The organism is Mesorhizobium sp. WSM4887, from assembly GCF_029625865.1.
Classification (GTDB): Bacteria; Pseudomonadota; Alphaproteobacteria; order Rhizobiales; family Rhizobiaceae; genus Mesorhizobium.
In genome coordinates this window covers 1-17,884 of record NZ_JARTVP010000013.1, presented here as the reverse complement: position 1 = coordinate 17,884, position 17,884 = coordinate 1, and the positions used below count along the sequence as shown (strand labels likewise).

Sequence of the window (17,884 nt, the reverse complement as noted above, 5' to 3'; positions counted from 1 at the left end):
AAACCATGGCAACGCGACCGATCAGCCCCGAGGACCATGACCGCATCGCCGAGACCATCCGTGCCGCGGAAGCAAGGACCGACGGCGAGATATACTGCGTCGTGGCGGGGTCCAGCGACGGCTATTTCTTCCCGGCCGCGTTCGCGGCGGCGCTCGCCACGATTGTCGTCAGCCTCGCAGTGGCCTACGGGCTGGAAGCCTTGTGGCTGACCATCCGTTTGCCGCATTTCGTGCTTGCTCAGCTTCTGGCGTTTGGCTGCATGCTTGCGCTCCTCTGGGCGCTGCCCGGCTTGCGAATTCACCTCGTGCCGAAACGGCTGCGCTACCAGGCGGCGCATGCCAATGCGATGAAGCAATTTCTCGCCCGCAACGTCCACCGCACCCAGGCGAGGACGGGCGTGCTGATCTTCGTCTCCATCGCCGAGCGCTATGCCGAGGTGGTGGCCGACAGCGGCATCGACGCTAAGGTCAGCCAGCATGTCTGGGATGGCGTGGTGCGGGACCTGACAACGCACGCGGGCGACGACCGACTCGCCGACGGTTTCGCCAAGGCGATCGAATCGGTCGGCGCGGTGCTGGCCGAGCATTTCCCGGTTACCGCCGACGACACCAATGAATTGGATGACCATCTCGTCGAGATCTGACGGAACTGGCTGAAAATCTGCTCTGCCGGGGCCGGGTGAGGGCTGGTTTTCGGCGCCTCCGATGCCGCCAAGCTCGCTTGTGAGAAAGCGCGGGCGCGACAGCGCGGACTCTTTGCAGTCGGGCCAAGCGGGTTTATGATTAACAAATCATGAACACGCTGACGATCGACATCCGGAAAGCCGACCCTCGCGATGCAATGGCTATCGCGGACGTGCACCAGGAGGCATGGCGCGGCGCCTATTCCGGCATCATCCCGCATCGCACGCTGACGGCCATGATCAATCGCCGCGGCCCCGATTGGTGGGCGAACGCAATTCGCAAGGCGGCTACCGTGCTGGTGGTCGAGATCGGGGGCACGATCGCCGGCTATGCCACGATCGGCAGGAACCGCGCCCGCGAGCTCAGGCAGCAGGGCGAGATCTACGAGCTGTACCTGCGTCCGAAATATCAGGGAATTGGCCTCGGCAGCAGGCTGTTCAAGGCGGCGCGGACGCGCCTTGCCGACCATGGGCTCAGAGGCCTGGTGGTGTGGGCGTTGGAAGACAATTACAACGCGCTGGCCTTTTATGCCGGCAATGGCGGCCGCGACGTCGCCGAAGGCGTCGAGGTCTTCGAGCAGAAGGCGCTGAAGAAGGTTGCCTTCGTCTGGGAATGATGGCCGCCACTTAAAACGCGTTGCGGTGACGTGCTTCAAGTCTTCGTTTGATGCATATCGTTTGCCCAAAACCGCTGCGCAGCCTTGGGCGACATGCATTGGGTTACAATCCATCACAAACTGTGCGCTTCCATTAGCGTCCAGTGCTATTCGCCGCATTGCACCATGAAGCGCCGCCCGCTATCGATCTCACAAATCGAGAGAGGGATTTGAGCATGCGTATCGAAGCCGTACCAACGGGGAAGAATCCGCCCGACGACATCAACGTCATCATCGAGGTGCCGATCGGCGGCGAGCCGATCAAGTACGAGATGGACAAGGAGGCCGGCACGCTGTTCGTCGACCGCTTCCTGCACACCTCGATGCGCTATCCCGGCAATTACGGCTTCGTGCCGCACACTCTGTCCGGCGACGGCGACCCGATCGACGTGCTCGTCTGCAACACGCGCGCGCTGGTGCCGGGCTGCGTCATCAATGTGCGGCCGATCGGCGTCTTGATCATGGAAGACAATGCCGGCCAGGACGAGAAGGTGATCGCGGTTCCCTCGCCGAAGCTGACGCTGCGCTACGAGAATGTCACCGAATACACGCACCTGCCGGAAATCACCCGCCAGCAGGTGCAGCACTTCTTCGAGCACTACAAGGATCTCGAGCCCGGCAAATGGGTCAAGATCGAGGGCTGGCACGATTCCAACTATGCCAAGAAGATGATCGTCGAGGCGATCGAACGGGCGAAGGCGGTCAAGTAAGTAAGCGGCAGCCAACGGCTGGGCGATGGGGCTTGGGCGAAGCCCTCAACGTCGTCATCCCAGGGCGAAGCAGGAGCGCAGCTCCGTCGCGGACCCCTGGGATCCATGCCGTGAGGTCGCGAAGATCGTTACGGAACAGAATTACTGCACCGTGGCAACGCCTTGATGTAACGGCATGGATTCTTGGGTCTGCGCCGCGTCGCTTCGCTCCTTGCTCCGCCCAAGGATGACGAATGCGCAACCTTCGCCGTCTCGCATTCGTCGAACACCCTCTGATTTCTAGTTATCTACTCGCCCGAAGTCCGGCACGTTGCCGATCACCTCGCGCTTGTCCTTGCCGCAAGCAAAACCCTTCGCCTTTTGGTCGGCGAGCTTGCGGGCCTGATCGTTGGCCTGAGGGTTGCCGGTAGCGAGCACGAGGCCGATTGTGCAGCCCTCATGCTCCTCCGGCTGCGCGACCTTGGCGACGACCAGCACCTCGGTCGGCTTGTTTTCGTTTTCGGGATTGCTGATCTCGCGACGATGAATCACGGCGAAGGGCACCGCCTTGTCGCCATTGGTTTCGATGCGCCACTCGACCTTCGCCCCAGCGGTGTTGAACCCGGAGAAACTCTCCCAGATGGCGGTCATGTCGTCGGAGGGAAAACCGTAGTAGACGGACTCGCGCGCGTCGTCATAGCCGATCAGCACCGGATAGCCGCGATAGCCCGCGCAGGCGAGGTTCGCCCAGTCGCCGTCGCCTTCTTCCGATTGCGCGTAGGTCACGCAGTCCTTCTTCCAGTCGAGGTCGGTATAGTCGCTGGAAATGTCGCCGGCATGGGCCGAGCCACCAAGGATGACAAAGGCAGTAAGAGCAAGCCAGGCGCGCATCCGAAGACCTCCGTTTGGTGCAGCAGCGTAGCGTTAAAACCCGCGTGAGCCTAGGAAGCTGGGTTGGCGCGAAGATCAATTGTCTAGGCCACCGACGCCCGGAACTGGGCAGTCGGACGGTGCGGACCACTATTTCTTCAAGCTGGCTTCAATCAGCAGATCGGCGTTGCGGGCGACTGATGCCGCCGGTCCGCCGAGGCCGAACAATTGGCCGCTGATATAGGCGCCCTCGATCAGCAGCAGCAGCCCATCGCCCAGCGTGTCGGAATCAGTCGCACCCATCGCGGCCGCCATGGCGCGCAGGCGCCGGCGCAATTCCTGCTTGTTGTTCTCGCTCACCACCCGCGCGGGATGGCCGTGCTCGGGATATTCGACCGCCGCATTGGTCATGCCGCAGCCGCGATAGTTCGGCCTCTGCGTGCGTTTGCCGACGCGGGTGAGGAATGCGATGATCTGCGCGCGCGGATTGCCAGGATGCGCGTCCACAGCCTCGTCGAACCGCTGCCAGAATTCGAGGTCGTACTTGCGCAGATAGGAAGCGGCGAGTTCGTCCTTGGACGGGAAGGTCCGGTACAGGCTGGGCTTGGTGACGCCGGCGCGCCTGACGATCTCATCGACGCCGATCGCCCGGATGCCTTCGCGATAGAACAGGTCGCGCGCCACGTCGAGGATCTTGTCGGCAGCCTTCGGTGCCGGCGCCGTGCCGGCTCCGCTGATCGACGCTTCAATTTTATTGTCCGATGGCATTCAACAAACTCGCTTGACAATGTTACTGACCGGTACGTATGAATGGGGCCGCTCCATTGCAACGTACCGGTCAGTAACATGATAGCTCATTCCCGTCCCTTTGGCCAGCGCTACGCCTTCGTCGTCGTCGCAGTCATCTTCTTCTGCCTGCTCATCGCCGCCGGGCTTCGTTCCGCGCCGGCGGTCATGATGCTGCCGCTGGAAGAGAGCTTCGGCTGGCGGCGCGATGTCGTCTCGCTTGCCGCTGCTGTCGGCATCTTCCTCTATGGCCTCACCGGGCCGTTTGCCGCGGCGTTGATGGAGCGGATCGGGCTACGCCGCACGCTGCTTGCCGCGCTGCTGATCATGTCGGGTTCCACAGCGCTCAGCCTGCTGATGACCAAGCCGTGGCATCTGCTGATCACATGGGGGGTATTTTCGGGCATCGGCTCGGGCGCGGTCGCGACCGTGCTCGGAGCCACCATCGTCAATCGCTGGTTCAAGACCAATCGCGGCCTGGTGATGGGGCTGATGTCCGCCTCGAGCGCGACCGGCCTGCTGGTGTTCCTGCCGCTGCTCGCCTCGTTGGCTCAGTCGGGAGGTTGGAAGCCGGTCGCCGTTGCCATCGCCATTGCCACGGCGGCTCTCGTGCCGCTGGTCTTTCTGCTGGTGCCGGAGCGCCCGGCTTCCATCGGCCAGGTGCGTTATGGCGCCGATGCCGACGACGTGCCGCCGGTGTCGCCGGCCGCGCAAGGCAATTTCCTGGCGCATACGCTGAACACGTTGCGCCGTGCCGCGGGAACCAGGGTGTTCTGGTACCTGTTCGCCACATTCTTCGTCTGCGGTTTCACCACAAACGGCCTCGTCGGCACGCACCTCATCGCCTTTTGCGGCGACATGGGCATCGGCGAGGTGCAGGCAGCCGGGCTGTTGTCGATGATGGGCATCTTCGACCTGATCGGCACGACGCTGTCCGGCTGGCTCACCGACCGTTTCGATCCGCGCAAGCTGCTTGGCGTCTATTATGCCGTGCGCGGCCTGTCGCTGATCTATCTGCCCTATTCCGGCTTCTCGGCCGTCAGCCTGATCATCTTCGCCGTGCTCTATGGGCTCGACTGGATCGCCACCGTGCCGCCGACGCTCAGGCTCGCCAACGAAGCTTTCGGCGACCGCAGCGGCCCGATCGTGTTCGGCTGGATCGTCGCCGGCCACCAGGTGGGCGCCGCGGCGGCGGCGGCCTTCGGCGGCACGATGCGCGAATTGCAGGGCAATTACGAGCTTGCCTTCCTGATCGCCGGCATGACCGGCATAGCCGCGGCCTGTATTTCGCTCTTGATCAACACGAGCAAGCCGGCGTTTGAGCCGGAGCCGCAGGCGGCCTAAAGCGCGACTTCCCTTCTCCCGCAAGGGGAGAAGGGAAGAGCTGTGACCTGTTATCAAAATTTCATGGTTCCGATATGCGCCTGAAACATTGAGGCCGGAGGTTGGCGGTCCCGTTCAACGCCATCCGGAGACAGCCATGAACAAGCTCTCGTTAACCCGCCGCGCTTTCGTCACCTCGGCCAGCGCCTTTGGCCTAGTCGGCGCCTCCGGTCTCGCGTTGCCTTACTATTCCCGAGCCAATCAGCGCCCGGCCTTCACCCACGGCGTCCAGTCCGGCGATGTCGACGCCACCTCCGGCGTGGTCTGGACCCGCACTGACCGGCCGGCGCGCGTGATGTACGAAGTGTCGACCACCGAAAGCTTCGCCGACGCCGTCAGGCTGGCGCCGCTCGATACCTCGCCCGCCAGCGACTATACGGTGAAGCGGCTGCTCACCGACCTCGCCGCCGACCAGGACATTTTCTACCGGATGACGGCCGCCGATCTTTCCGACATCAACGCCGTCTCCGAGCCGATTGTCGGCCGTTTCCGCACCGCGCCGGCGTCGAAGCGCGACGTGCGCTTCGCCTGGTCGGGCGACACCGCCGGCCAGGGCTGGGGCATCGACGAGACCGGCATGAAGACCTACTCCACCATCGCCAAGCACACGCCTGACTTCTTCCTCCATTCCGGCGACACGATCTATGCCGACGGCGCCATGAAGGACGAGGTCGACCTGCCCGGCGGCGGCAAGTGGAAGAACGTCGTCATGATCGACGGCAAGCGCAAGGTTGCCGAAACGCTGGACGAGTATCGCGACCAGTGGAAGTACAACATGATGGACAAGCACGTGCTCGCGCTCAGCGCCATCTGCCCGACCTTCTACCAGTGGGACGACCACGAGATGGTGAACAACTGGTCGGATTCGAAGGACCTGACGACCGACAACCGCTACACGGAAAAATCGATCCATGTGCTGGCGGCCCGCGCGGCGCGCGCCTTCCATGAGATGACGACCATCCGCTACGAACCTTCGGAACCGGGACGCGTCTATCGCAAGATCGCCCACGGGCCGCTGCTCGACGTGTTCTTCCTCGACATGCGCTCCTATCGCGGCCCGAACGGCCCCGACATGGAGGACACGCTGACGCCGAAGTCGCGTATGCTCGGCGAGCAGCAGACGCAGTGGCTGAAGCGCGAGCTGGCGAATTCCAAGGCGACCTGGAAGATCATCGCCGCCGACATGCCGCTCGGCCTCGTCGTCTGGAACGACGCGGCCAAAAAGGTCGGAGCCGAGGCGGTCAGCAACGGCGACAATGGCGCGCCGAAGGGCCGCGAGCTCGAATTCGCCGACCTGCTGCGCTACATCAAGAACGCCGGCATCACCAACACGGTGTGGCTGACCGCCGACGTCCACTACACGGCGGCGCATTACTACAATCCAGACAAGGCGCAGTTCCAGGATTTCAACCCGTTCTGGGAATTCGTCTCCGGCCCGATCCACGCCGGTACCTTCGGTCCCAACGATCTCGACATGACCTTCGGGCCCGAGCTGAAGTTCATCAAGGCGCCGAGCGCCGAGCAGGGCCAGAACCTGCCGCCATCAGCGGGCCTGCAGTTCTTCGGCCTGGTCGACATTTCCGGCGCCACGGAGCAACTAACGGTGCGGCTGATGGATCGCGACGACAACGAGCTCTACAAGGTCACGCTCGATCCGGTGCGGTCGGCTTAGGGTCGGCGCCAGGCAACCCTCTCTGTCCTGCCGGACTGTCCGTTACGGCAGAGGAGGGTGTGCCGGAGTGCTACCTTTGTCAGATAGCCGTCGCAATATTAATCCGGATAGCAGGTCGCGGGAATGTTCGGCCAGACGGCGGTGTCGCAGTTGGCTGCCTTCTGGCGCTGCTTGAATGCGGCGCTGACCGGGCCGGTGACGATCGGGTCGACCCCGTCCGGGGCGTCGGCAAACATCTGCTGCGCGGTTTTGGCATCACGGGGCGAGGGGTTAGCTTCTCTCAGGGCAGCCGCCGACTGCGCGGCGCCAGCCGCAACAAGCACGCCAAGCGCTGCCCACGCGAAAACCGGACGCAATCTGGACATCTGATCGGTCATGAACATGAAATTGCCCGGCCCCTCAAAGGTTCCGCCTTGGTTAACAGAATCATTTCACACCAAGACGTTTAAGAATCAGTGACCATTTATTTGGGGCGGGGCCTCCCCTTTCGCAATTGCGAAAAACCTTGTATGAGCCGCCCAACCGAAAAAGGCGGCGCTTTCGGGCCTGCTGCCTGCAACGCTCCCGAGACCAGACAATGAACCTCCGCAATATCGCGATCATCGCGCATGTCGACCATGGAAAAACCACGCTCGTCGACCAACTCCTGAAACAGTCCGGCGCCTTCCGCGAAAACCAGCGCGTCGCCGAGCGCGCCATGGACTCCAACGACCTCGAAAAAGAACGCGGCATCACCATCCTGGCCAAGGCGACCTCGGTCGATTGGAAGGGCACCCGCATCAACATCGTCGACACGCCCGGACACGCCGACTTCGGCGGCGAGGTCGAGCGCATCCTGTCGATGGTGGATTCGGCGATCGTGCTCGTCGACGCCGCCGAAGGGCCGATGCCGCAGACCAAATTCGTCGTCGGCAAGGCGCTGAAGGTAGGTCTGCGGCCGATCGTCGTCATCAACAAGATCGACCGCCCGGACGCCCGTCACATCGAGGTGGTCAACGAGGTGTTCGACCTGTTCGCGGCGCTCGATGCGACCGACGAACAGCTCGACTTCCCGATCCTCTACGGCTCGGGCCGCGACGGCTGGGTGTCGGAAAATCCTGAAGGCCCGAAAGACCAGGGCCTTGCGCCGCTGTTCGATCTCGTCGTCAAGCATGTGCCGGCGCCGACGGTGCATCCCGGTCCGTTCCGCATGATCGGTACGATCCTCGAAGCCAATCCGTTCCTCGGCCGCATCATCACCGGCCGCATCGAGTCCGGTTCGCTGAAGCCCAACCAGGCGGTCAAGGTGCTGCACCATGACGGCACGCAGATCGAGACCGGACGAATCTCGAAAATCCTCGCCTTCCGCGGGCTCGAGCGCCAGCCGATCGAGGAAGCCCAGGCGGGCGACATCGTCGCCATCGCCGGCCTGTCGAAGGGCACCGTCGCCGACACCTTCTGCGATCCGAGCGTGAGCGAGCCGCTGCATGCGCAGCCGATCGACCCGCCGACGGTGACCATGTCCTTCCTGGTCAACGACAGTCCGCTTGCCGGCACCGAGGGCGACAAGGTGACCAGCCGCGTCATTCGCGACCGGCTGCTGCGCGAGGCCGAAGGCAATGTGGCGCTCAAGATCGAGGAATCGCCGGAGAAGGATTCCTTCTTCGTCTCCGGTCGCGGCGAGTTGCAGCTTGCCGTGCTGATCGAGACGATGCGCCGCGAAGGCTTCGAGATCGCCGTGTCGCGCCCGCGGGTCGTCATGCAGAAGGGCGATGACGGCCAGTTGCTGGAGCCGGTCGAGGAAGTCGTCATCGACGTCGACGAGGAGCACGCCGGCGTGGTCGTGCAGAAGATGTCGGAACGCAAGGCCGAGATGGTCGAGCTGCGCCCCTCCGGCGGCAACCGCCAGCGCCTTGTCTTCCATGCGCCGACCCGCGGCCTGATCGGCTATCAGTCGGAACTGTTGACCGACACGCGCGGCACCGCCGTGATGAACCGGCTGTTTCATGCCTACGAGCCCTACAAGGGCGAGCTGCCCGGCCGCACCAATGGCGTGCTGATCTCCAACGAACAGGGTGAGTCGGTCGCCTATGCGATGTGGAACCTGGAGGATCGCGGCCCGATGATCATCGATCCGGGCGTCAAGGTTTACCAGGGCATGATCATCGGCATCCATTCCCGCGACAACGACCTGGAAGTGAACGTGCTGAAGGGCAAGAAGCTCACCAACATCCGCGCCGCCGGCAAGGACGAGGCGGTGAAGCTGACGCCGCCGGTCCGCATGACGCTGGAACGCGCGCTGGCCTGGATCCAGGACGACGAGCTGGTCGAGGTGACGCCGAAGACCATTCGGCTCAGGAAGCTCTATCTCGACCCGAACGAGCGCAAGCGCTTCGAGAAGTCGGCCAAGGTGATGGGCGCGGCGTAGGGTTTTAGCCCAGGCAGTTACTCAAGGGAGGGGGCATCGCTCCCTCTCTTTTCACTTCATGCACATGCGGCCGAAACGACAGCGTCACGGCCGGTCTCGCCGGAGAGGTCGACGCGTACCACCATGCCGTCGCGCACCGGCCTGCGCAGGGCTTTGGCGCCGCACGGTTCGATGGCGAGCAACCGCCGCGTTTCCCAGGCCTGCAGCCTCGACCGGGAGATGCCGAGCTCGCCGGCGAGCAAGCGGTCAAGCCGCAAGGGCGTTGCGGCATCGAGCCGAAGCTCAAGCCAAAGCGCCGTCGCGCCTTCCGGCCTGCCATCCAGCGCCTCCTTTCGCACCGTGACTTCCGGAGATTCTTCGATCCGCCCGACCCGATTTCTGAGCGCCACGGCATCGAAGCCATAGTGTCGGACCAGCGTCGGATCGTTGCGCTCCAGTGCAGCCAGCAGCGCCGGTGCGATGTCGCGACGGTTGCATCGCATAAAAATGGCGCGGTTCCAGGAATTGTCGCAGTCGGTGCAGCGATAGATCAGCCAGGCATCGATGCGCTTGCCGTTGGCGTTGACGCGGAACTTTCCGCTGCATTGGTAAGGTTTGACGCCGCCGCAGCGATTGCAGTTGATGAGAGGTCGAGGCGCGACTGCGGGCGCGACCACCCAGCGAATGCGCAAAGTTCGAGACATGCCGATAGGCCCTTCCCGTCGGGAAGTCCGTCAGCGCGGCAATGTCCGAGATGCCCATGCGGGCACGGTGTGGCGAAAGGCTGTAGTGGTTGAAAATCAGGCGCCCGCGCAATTGCGCGACGGCGGCTCAGCAATGCCAAACCGGTCTCGAGCCGCCGCCTGAAGAACACATGAAATGATGCAGGCGCCGCCAAAGCGCGCCTGCGCGTGCTTTCGGGGAGTAGACGAGACCGGCGTTTACTGAGGCAAAGTGAAACTCGAAATCGGGAAGGATCGGCTCTTCTAGCCGTGCGACGGCGGGCGGGCAAGAGTATGCCGCCCGCCGTGTTTCACTGTGACGACCTTCGGGCGCTTTGGCGCTACATCATCTCGATGATCGGCGCGACCTCGACGCTGAAGGCCGGGTTCATCAGGATCGGACAATCCCTGGCCTTGGCGACGGCATCGTCGATATCCTTCGCTTCGACGATCGTGTAGCCGGCGGTTGGATTGCTGCCGCCATTGTTCTCGACCGCGCCGCCGGGCAGCACCGTTCTCGACATGCCGACAGGATTGCCGCCGTCGATCACGGCCGAACCCAGCTTGTCGTACCAGCCGGTCCAGGCATCCATCGCGGCTTTGCGCTCGGCCTCGTCGGCCGGCATCTTGCCGGAGCCGTGATAGACATAGAGAAATTTCGCCATGTTCTCCTCCCTTTTCGGCAGCGTCGAGCCGGGATGCGGCAGCGCCGCCTGGCGGTATGCGGCTATGCCGCAATCCGATATGCGGCTACGCCGCAATCCGATATGCGAGCTAGCCGCAATCATCGATATGCGGGCTAACCGCAATCGTTGATCATCGACCCAAACGGCGGGGCGGGCAACGAGAAATTCGACGTTGCTAATGTGAGGCCAGTGAGCCTCACCTTGCCATGGCGTGGTATTCGGGGTTCGGTCGCATGTCGACCGCGGCGGCCACCCGGTTCGACATGTTGAAGAAGGCGGCAGTCGAGGCGATGTCCCAGATGTCGCGATCACTGAAGCCCACCTGTCGCAACGCGGCGCGGTCGCCCTCGACGATCTTGGCTGGCTCCTCCGTCAGCTTGACCGCGAATTCCAGCATCGCCGTCTCCCTTTCGGGCAAGCCGGCGGCGCGGAAATTCATCACCATCAGCAGCTTCTTCTCGTCGAAGGCGTAGGCCAGAAGCACGTTGGGCACGAGGCCGAGCTTTTCCTCGCATTTGGCGAAATAAGCCTTCGTCGCTTCGCTCAGCTCCGCCCGGGCCAGGTCGAGCGCCGTAATCCTGTCGGTCATGTCCGTTCTCCTCGCAGGGTGAGCGTCGGTTCGATTTTCTTAAAGCGTCGTCAAACCTTTGTCGCCAAATAGCGCTCATCTGCTACCATAGACCCAAAAGCATATGACGGGAGGGACTTCACATCATGGCCAGCCTGAAAACCGCAAGCCAGCCGAAAAAGACCAGTCCGGCAAAAGGAGGCGCGGCAAGGGCAGGCGAAAAGCCCGGCAGGCTCGCCGACTATCTCCTCGCCCGCACGCCGGCCGAAGACATCGCCGCCTATGACGTCGCCGACCTCGAACGCGCCGCCGATCTCGCCGGCCGGGCGGTCGCCAGGCACAGAAAGGGCGATTGCATCATTGCCATAGACGTGGATTCTGGCGTGACGCGCCAGGGCCGGCCGATGACGGTCATCACCGTCGTCAACGACAACATGCCGTTCCTGTTCGATTCCATCCTCGGCGAGATCACCGAGAGCGCCGGCGAGCCGCTTTTGGTCACCCATCCCGTCATCGTCGTCCGGCACGGCAAGAGCGGCATCGAGGAGATCCTCGGAGACGGCGGCTCCGTCAAGGGCGAAACCAGCCATGACCGGCTGAGCGTCGTCCACGTCCATATCGGCCGCCTTTCGGCCGATCAGGCCGAAGCCCTGGCCGGCCGCCTGAAGAAGCTGCTGGACCAGGTGCGCGCCGCCGTCGCCGATTGGAAGCCGATGCTTGCCCGGCTCGATCAGGCCATCTCGGAATTCCGCTACGCGCCGGTGCCGCTCGACAAGGCGCATGTCACCGAGGCGATCGCCTTCCTCGAATGGCTGCGAGACGACAATTTCACCTTCCTCGGCATGCGCGAGTTCAACTACACCGGCGGCGAGAAGAGCGGCATGCTGGAGCGCGCCGACAAACCCGGCCTCGGCATCCTCGCGGATCCCGACGTCCTGGTTCTCAGGCGCGGCACCGAGGCGGTGTCGACAACGCCGGAGATCCGCGCCTTCCTGCATGGGCCGGAACCGCTGATCGTCACCAAGGCCAATGCCAAGTCCCTGGTGCACCGGCGCATCTATCTCGACTATATCGGCGTCAAAACCTACACCGCCAACGGCGTGCTTTCAGGCGAGCTGCGCATCGTAGGCCTGTTCACCTCGACCGCCTACACGCGTTCGGTGATGAAGATCCCCTATCTGCGCTCGAAGGCCGAGACGGTCATCGCCAAGTCCGGCTTCAATCCAAATGACCATTCCGGCAAGGCGCTGATCAACGTGCTGGAGAGCTATCCGCGCGACGAGCTGTTTCAGGTTCCGGTGCCGATCCTCAGGAAGCACGCCGAAGCCATCCTCGGACTGATCGAACGGCCGCGCGTCAGGGCGCTGGTGCGGGTCGATCAGTTCGACCGGTTCGTCTCGATTCTCGTCTTCGTGCCGCGCGACCGCTACGACAGCGTCGTGCGCGAGAAGATCGGCACCTACCTGAAGACAGTATTTCAGGGCCGGCTGTCGGCATATTATCCGGCCTTCCCAGAAGGCGGGCTGGCGCGTGTGCATTTCATCATCGGCCGCTCCGGCGGCAAGACGCCGAAGGTCGAGCCGGCAACGATAGAGGCAGCGATCCGCGACATCGTGCGCACCTGGGACGATGCGCTGCGCGAAGCAGTGTCGGAATCGGGCGCCGATGCAACGCTTACGGCAATTGCCTCGCGCTTTTCGGAAAGCTATCGCGATTCGTTCTCGCCGGCCGTGGCGCTGGCCGATGCAGGTCGCATCGCCAGGATCGATGCGGCCAATCCAATCGCCATCGACTATTACCGCCATGCCGACCAGAAGCCGCACCAGGCGGCGCTGAAGATCTATCACCACGGCAGTCCGGTGGCGCTGTCGCGGCGCGTGCCGGTGCTGGAGAATATCGGCTTCCGCGTCATCAGCGAGCGCACCTTCGAGGTTGGCGACGAAGCCTCCGGCATGGTGTTCATCCACGACATGGAGCTGGAGAACAGCTACGGCAAGCCGATCGACCTCGGCGACGGTGCGCTGTTCGAGGATGCCTTCCTGTCGGTCTGGCGCGGCGACGTCGACAATGACGGCTATAACGGCCTTGCCCAGACCGCGGGTCTCTGGTCGGGCGAAATCACGATCCTGCGCGCCTACGGCCGCTATTTGCAGCAGGCCGGTATCCCGCAGAGCCAGGATTTCATCGCCGCCGCGCTCAACCGCTATCCGGAGATCGCGCGCGGCCTGCATCAGCTGTTCGTTGCCCGCCTTGGCCCGACGGCCGAGACCGAGGGCGTGGTCGCCGCCAAGCACCTCAAGGCCAAGATCAAGGACGCGCTGGAAGAGGTGCCCAACATTGATGACGACACCATCATCCGTCGTTATCTCAACCTGATCGAAGCCTCGCTGCGCACCAATCATTTCGTTGCCGATACGAAAGACAAAGGACAGTCGCTGGCGATCAAGCTGGATTCGCAGGCGGTCGACGGGCTGCCGGCGCCCCGCCCCTGGCGCGAGATCTTCGTCTACGGCTCGGAGGTCGAGGGCGTTCATCTGCGCTTCGGCCCGGTGGCGCGCGGCGGCCTGCGCTGGTCTGACCGCGCCCAGGACTACCGCACCGAGGTGCTGGGTCTGGTCAAGGCGCAGCAGGTCAAGAACGCGGTCATCGTGCCGGTCGGCGCGAAGGGCGGCTTCTATCCGAAGAAACTGCCGATGAGCGCCGGCCGCGACGCGATCTTCGAGGCCGGCACTTCGGCCTACAAGAATTTCGTCTCCAGCCTGCTTTCGATCACCGACAATATCGGTGTCGACGGCATCATCCCGCCGGCCGGCGTGGTGCGGCGCGACCAGGATGATCCCTATTTCGTCGTTGCCGCCGACAAGGGCACGGCGACCTTCTCCGATACGGCCAACGCCATTTCGGAGACGCACAATTTCTGGCTGGACGACGCCTTCGCCAGCGGCGGCTCGGCCGGCTACGACCACAAGAAGATGGGCATCACCGCCAAGGGCGCCTGGGAAGCGGTGAAGCGGCATTTCCGCGAGATGAACCGCGACATCCAGACCGAGCCCTTCACGGTCGTCGGCGTCGGCGACATGTCGGGCGACGTGTTTGGCAACGGCATGCTCCTGTCACCGGCAACCAAGCTGATCGCCGCCTTCGACCACCGCGACATCTTCATCGACCCCGACCCGGACATGGCGGCCTCGCTGGCCGAGCGCCAGCGCATGTTCGGACTGCCGCGCTCGTCGTGGCAGGACTATGACAAGTCAAAGCTGTCGGAAGGCGGCGTCATCGTCTCGCGCAGCCTGAAGTCGATAACGCTGCCGCAGGCGGCGGCCGCCGCGATCGGCCTCGCCAAGACCACGGCAACGCCGGTCGAGATCATGAACGCCATCCTCAAGGCGCCCGTCGATCTTTTGTGGTTCGGCGGCATCGGCACCTATGTCCGGGGCTCCGGCGAGACCAATGCCGATGTCGGCGACCGCGCCAACGACGCCATCCGCGTCACCGCGCTCGACGTGCGCGCCAAGGTCATCGGCGAGGGCGCCAATCTTGGCGTCACGCAGCGGGCGCGCATCGAGTTCGGTATGAAGGGCGGCCGCTGCAATTCCGACGCCATCGACAATTCGGGCGGCGTCAACTGCTCGGACGTCGAGGTCAACATCAAGATCGCGCTGGCGTCGGCCATGCGCAAAGGCTCGCTGGCGCGGCCGGCGCGCAACAAGCTGCTTGCCGAGATGACCGATGAGGTGAGCACGCTGGTGCTTTCCAACAACTACCAGCAGACGCTGGCGCTGTCGCTGGCGCGCAAGCGCGGGCTGGCCGACATCGCGCACCAGGCGCGCTTCATGACGGCGCTCGAAGCGCGCGGCCTGCTCGACCGCGCCGTCGAGACGCTGCCTTCGCCGGCGGCGCTCGCCGAGCGCGAGGCTCGCGGCGAGCCGTTGACCAGGGCCGAACTCGGCGTGCTGCTTGCTTATGCCAAGATCGTGCTCTTCTCCGACATCGTCGCCAGCGACGTGCCGGACGATCCGCATTTCGACCGCGATCTGATGGGCTATTTCCCGGAGCGGATGGCGAAGAAATTCGCCGGCGAGATCCGTGCCCACCGGCTGCGGCGCGAGATCATCGCGCGCGTCGTCGCCAACGATCTCGTCAACCGCGGCGGGCCGTCTTTCGTCAACCGGCTGCAGGAAGCGACGGGCCGCACAGCGGGCGCCGTCGTGCGCACTTTCGCCCTGGTGCGCGACGGTTTCGCGCTGCCTTCGCTATACAAGGAGATCGATGCCCTCGACAACCAGATCGACGGCCAGACGCAGCTCGATCTCTACCAGGCAGTCAGCCGGCTCATCTTCATGACCAGCGGCTGGTACCTGAAGAACGACCTATCCTCCGCGCCGCTGGGCCAGCGCATCGCCGACTTGCAGGAAGCGCGCAAGGCTTTGGAGCCGAAGCTCATCTCGCTGCTGCCGGCCTTCTCGCGCGAGCGGATCGAGGCGCGGCGCCATGACCTGTTTGAGGGCGGCGCGCCCGACAAACTTGCCGAAAAGCTGGCGCTGGCCGAGGTGAGCGACCTGATCCCGGACATCGCGCTCACCGCACGCACGGCCAATGCCGACATCGTCAGCGCCGCCAGGGCCTTCTTCGCCGTCAGCGACGCTTTTCGCATCCCTCGCGTCGAGGAGGCCGCGCGCTCGATCATGCCGCCGGACTATTACGACCAGCTGGCGCTGTCGCGCGCGACCGACACGATCGGCGCCGCAAGGCGCGGCATCGCGGTCGCCGCGCTCACCGGCCACGGCAACGCGGCGGATCCGGTGGCGGCCTGGCTGGAGGCCGGCGGCGAGCAGGTCGGGCGCATCCGCGAGCGGCTGCAGGCGCTGACCGAAGGCGGCGACATCACCGTGTCTCGGCTGTCGGTGGCGTCCGGCCTGATGAGCGACCTGACGGGGATGTAGGTTTACCCTCCCCCTTGCGGGGAGGGTCGCTGCGAAGCAGCGGGGCGGGAGGCAGCGCCGACCCCCATGCGGACCTGAGGTGCGACTTCCCCAGAAGGAAGAGGTCGCGGCCGGCGCTCTTTTTCCCGCTGACGCGGAGTGGAAACGCGCAAGCCAATGAGCGGCGGCGCCGTGCTTGTTCATTTGCATCGCCGCCCGAAAACATGCAGACATGCGCGGGGCGCGGGGCAAGCGGACGATGCCGGAGGGGACATGGCCGAAGTAGCAGTGCAGCGGGCAACGGGGCGCGGCATCTGGGGCTGGATGTTCTTCGACTGGGCAGCGCAACCCTTCTTCACCGTCGTCACCACCTTCATCTTCGGGCCATACTTCGTCTCGCGCATGGCGAGCGACCCCACAACCGGGCAGGCTGCCTGGGGCTACGGCATCGCTGCCGCGGGTCTCGTCATTGCGGTGCTTTCGCCGGTGCTCGGCTCGATTGCCGACCAGACTGGGCCGCGCAAGCCATGGATCGCCTCCTTCGCGGCGGTCAAGATCGTCAGCCTTACGCTGCTTTGGTTCGCCGCGCCCGGCTCCAGCCTGTTCCTGATCGTGCTGCTCTTCTCGCTCGCCTCTGTGGCCGCGGAATTCTCCACCGTCTTCAACGATTCCATGATGCCGCGCCTGGTGCCCAAGGAGGATATCGGCAAGATCTCCAACATCGCCTGGGGACTCGGCTATCTCGGCGGCATGGTGGCCTTGATCTTCGTGGTGCTGTTCCTGGCCGGCAATCTGGAAACCGGCAAGACGATCATCGGCCTCGACCCGCTGTTCGGGCTCGATCCTAAGCTCGGCGAGGACGCGCGCTTCACCGGGCCGATGTCGGCCGGATGGTACTTCCTGTTCATCCTGCCGATGTTCATCTTCACGCCGGACGCCATCAAGGGGCTTTCAATGGGCCCGGCGGTGCGGGAGGGCCTGTCGGAATTGAAGTCCACGCTCTTCGAGGTGCGCAAGCGCGTCGGCATCTTCCGCTTCCTCGTCGCCCGCATGATCTATCAGGACGGCGTCAACGCGCTCCTGGCGCTCGGCGGCACCTTTGCCGCCGGCATGTTCAACTGGTCGATCACCGAGATCGGCATGTTCGGCATCATCCTCAACGTCGTCGCGATCTTCGGCTGCTGGATCGCCGCGCGCCTCGACACCGCGCTCGGCTCGAAGGCCGTGGTGATGATTGCGCTGATGCTGCTTTTGCTGGCTACGATCGGCGTCGTGTCGACCGGGCCAGGCTTCACGCTGCTCGGCCTAATACAGCTGCCCACCACCGATTCCGGCGGCCTCTTCGGCACCGCGGCCGAAAAGGCCTACATCCTCTACGGCCTGCTGATCGGACTCGCCTTCGGGCCGGTGCAGGCCTCCTCGCGCTCCTACATGGCGCGCAGCGTCACGGCCGCCGAGTCCGGCCGCTTTTTCGGCATCTACGCGCTGGCCGGCAGGGCAACGAGCTTCCTGGCGCCGTTCCTGGTGTCGACGATCACGCTGGCCAGCGGCTCGGCACGGCTCGGCATGGCGGTGATCGCGCTGTTCCTCGGCCTCGGCATGGCAATCCTGGTCAGGACGCCATATCCGGCGGACAAGCCGGTGGAGTGATTTACCCTCCCCCTTGTGGGGAGGGTCGATCCGCGAAGCGGAGCGGGGTGGGGTCGGCGCCATGGCCCCCCCCCCCGGGGGGGGGGGGGGGGGGGGGCCCCCCCCCCCCCCCCCGGGGGGGGGGGGGGGGGGGGGCGCGCGCGGCCCCCCCCCCCCCCCGGGGGGGGGGCGCCCCCCCCCCCCCCCCCCCCCCCCGGCCCCCGCCAAGGCG

The 17,884-nt window shown here is 64.5% G+C and carries 15 protein-coding genes; 9 read left to right on the top strand and 6 right to left on the bottom strand.

Translation table 11 applies throughout. The annotated features are described in order from the left end of the window. Nucleotides 1–5 precede the first annotated feature (5 nt). The 3 genes from P9230_RS28385 (at nt 6) to ppa (ending at nt 2,049) form a co-directional block, all read left to right on the top strand. Nucleotides 6–644, top strand: coding sequence for a TPM domain-containing protein (locus P9230_RS28385; RefSeq protein ID WP_127239478.1), 639 nt, complete (start codon nt 6–8; stop codon nt 642–644). Nucleotides 645–793: 149 nt separating this feature from the next. Then, complete coding sequence (locus P9230_RS28380; protein ID WP_278121315.1) at nt 794–1,300, top strand: GNAT family N-acetyltransferase; 507 nt, start codon at nt 794–796, stop codon at nt 1,298–1,300. A gap of 215 nt (nt 1,301–1,515) precedes the next feature. Beyond that, a complete protein-coding gene (gene ppa / locus P9230_RS28375) occupies nt 1,516–2,049 on the top strand; it encodes an inorganic diphosphatase (RefSeq protein ID WP_278121313.1) in 534 nt (177 codons plus the stop codon). A 279-nt stretch (nt 2,050–2,328) separates the two neighbouring features. Here the strand turns inward: ppa and P9230_RS28370 are convergent, their stop codons facing one another. Together P9230_RS28370 and P9230_RS28365 are read right to left on the bottom strand one after the other, a co-directional pair. Then, entirely contained in the window at nt 2,329–2,919 is a 591-nt protein-coding gene (locus P9230_RS28370; RefSeq protein WP_067324919.1) for a hypothetical protein, read from the bottom strand. A 129-nt stretch (nt 2,920–3,048) separates the two neighbouring features. Further along, nucleotides 3,049–3,666, bottom strand: coding sequence for a TetR/AcrR family transcriptional regulator (locus P9230_RS28365; protein ID WP_278085891.1), 618 nt, complete (start codon nt 3,664–3,666; stop codon nt 3,049–3,051). 78 nt (nt 3,667–3,744) lie between these two features. Here P9230_RS28365 and P9230_RS28360 point away from each other — a divergent pair, with 78 nt between their 5' ends. Beyond that, nucleotides 3,745–5,028 carry an MFS transporter gene (locus P9230_RS28360; RefSeq protein WP_067324923.1) on the top strand — a complete coding sequence of 428 codons (1,284 nt, stop codon included), beginning with the start codon at nt 3,745–3,747 and terminating at the stop codon, nt 5,026–5,028. Between the two features lie 136 nt (nt 5,029–5,164). Next, nucleotides 5,165–6,739: an alkaline phosphatase gene (locus P9230_RS28355; RefSeq protein WP_278121308.1), complete on the top strand. Its 1,575-nt coding sequence runs from the start codon at nt 5,165–5,167 to the stop codon at nt 6,737–6,739. A 98-nt stretch (nt 6,740–6,837) separates the two neighbouring features. On the opposite strand, the gene P9230_RS28350 is transcribed toward P9230_RS28355, so the two are convergent. Then, on the bottom strand, nt 6,838–7,122 hold the full coding sequence (locus P9230_RS28350) for a hypothetical protein (RefSeq protein ID WP_278121306.1): 285 nt from the start codon (nt 7,120–7,122) through the stop codon (nt 6,838–6,840). A gap of 194 nt (nt 7,123–7,316) precedes the next feature. Here P9230_RS28350 and typA point away from each other — a divergent pair, with 194 nt between their 5' ends. Beyond that, nucleotides 7,317–9,146: a translational GTPase TypA gene (typA, locus tag P9230_RS28345; RefSeq protein ID WP_067001463.1), complete on the top strand. Its 1,830-nt coding sequence runs from the start codon at nt 7,317–7,319 to the stop codon at nt 9,144–9,146. Nucleotides 9,147–9,202: 56 nt separating this feature from the next. On the opposite strand, the gene P9230_RS28340 is transcribed toward typA, so the two are convergent. The 3 genes from P9230_RS28340 to P9230_RS28330 all read right to left on the bottom strand — a co-directional run bounded on the left by P9230_RS28340 (nt 9,203) and on the right by P9230_RS28330 (nt 11,122). Next, nucleotides 9,203–9,829 (bottom strand): DUF1062 domain-containing protein, encoded by a 627-nt coding sequence (locus P9230_RS28340; protein WP_278121304.1) that lies wholly within the window; start codon nt 9,827–9,829, stop codon nt 9,203–9,205. A gap of 359 nt (nt 9,830–10,188) precedes the next feature. Further along, a complete protein-coding gene (locus P9230_RS28335; RefSeq protein ID WP_278121303.1) occupies nt 10,189–10,512 on the bottom strand; it encodes a hypothetical protein in 324 nt (107 codons plus the stop codon). Nucleotides 10,513–10,729: 217 nt separating this feature from the next. Beyond that, nucleotides 10,730–11,122 carry a peroxidase-related enzyme gene (locus P9230_RS28330; protein ID WP_278121301.1) on the bottom strand — a complete coding sequence of 131 codons (393 nt, stop codon included), beginning with the start codon at nt 11,120–11,122 and terminating at the stop codon, nt 10,730–10,732. A gap of 125 nt (nt 11,123–11,247) precedes the next feature. Here P9230_RS28330 and P9230_RS28325 point away from each other — a divergent pair, with 125 nt between their 5' ends. The 3 genes from P9230_RS28325 to P9230_RS28315 form a co-directional block, all read left to right on the top strand. Further along, nucleotides 11,248–16,044: an NAD-glutamate dehydrogenase gene (locus tag P9230_RS28325; RefSeq protein WP_278121299.1), complete on the top strand. Its 4,797-nt coding sequence runs from the start codon at nt 11,248–11,250 to the stop codon at nt 16,042–16,044. A gap of 252 nt (nt 16,045–16,296) precedes the next feature. Then, the gene (locus P9230_RS28320; RefSeq protein ID WP_278121297.1) at nt 16,297–17,673 is read left to right on the top strand and encodes an MFS transporter; all 1,377 of its coding nucleotides are present in this window, start codon (nt 16,297–16,299) and stop codon (nt 17,671–17,673) included. 13 nt (nt 17,674–17,686) lie between these two features. Next, a partial coding sequence (locus tag P9230_RS28315) for a hypothetical protein (protein WP_278121296.1) occupies nt 17,687–17,884 on the top strand: 198 nt, incomplete at its 3' end.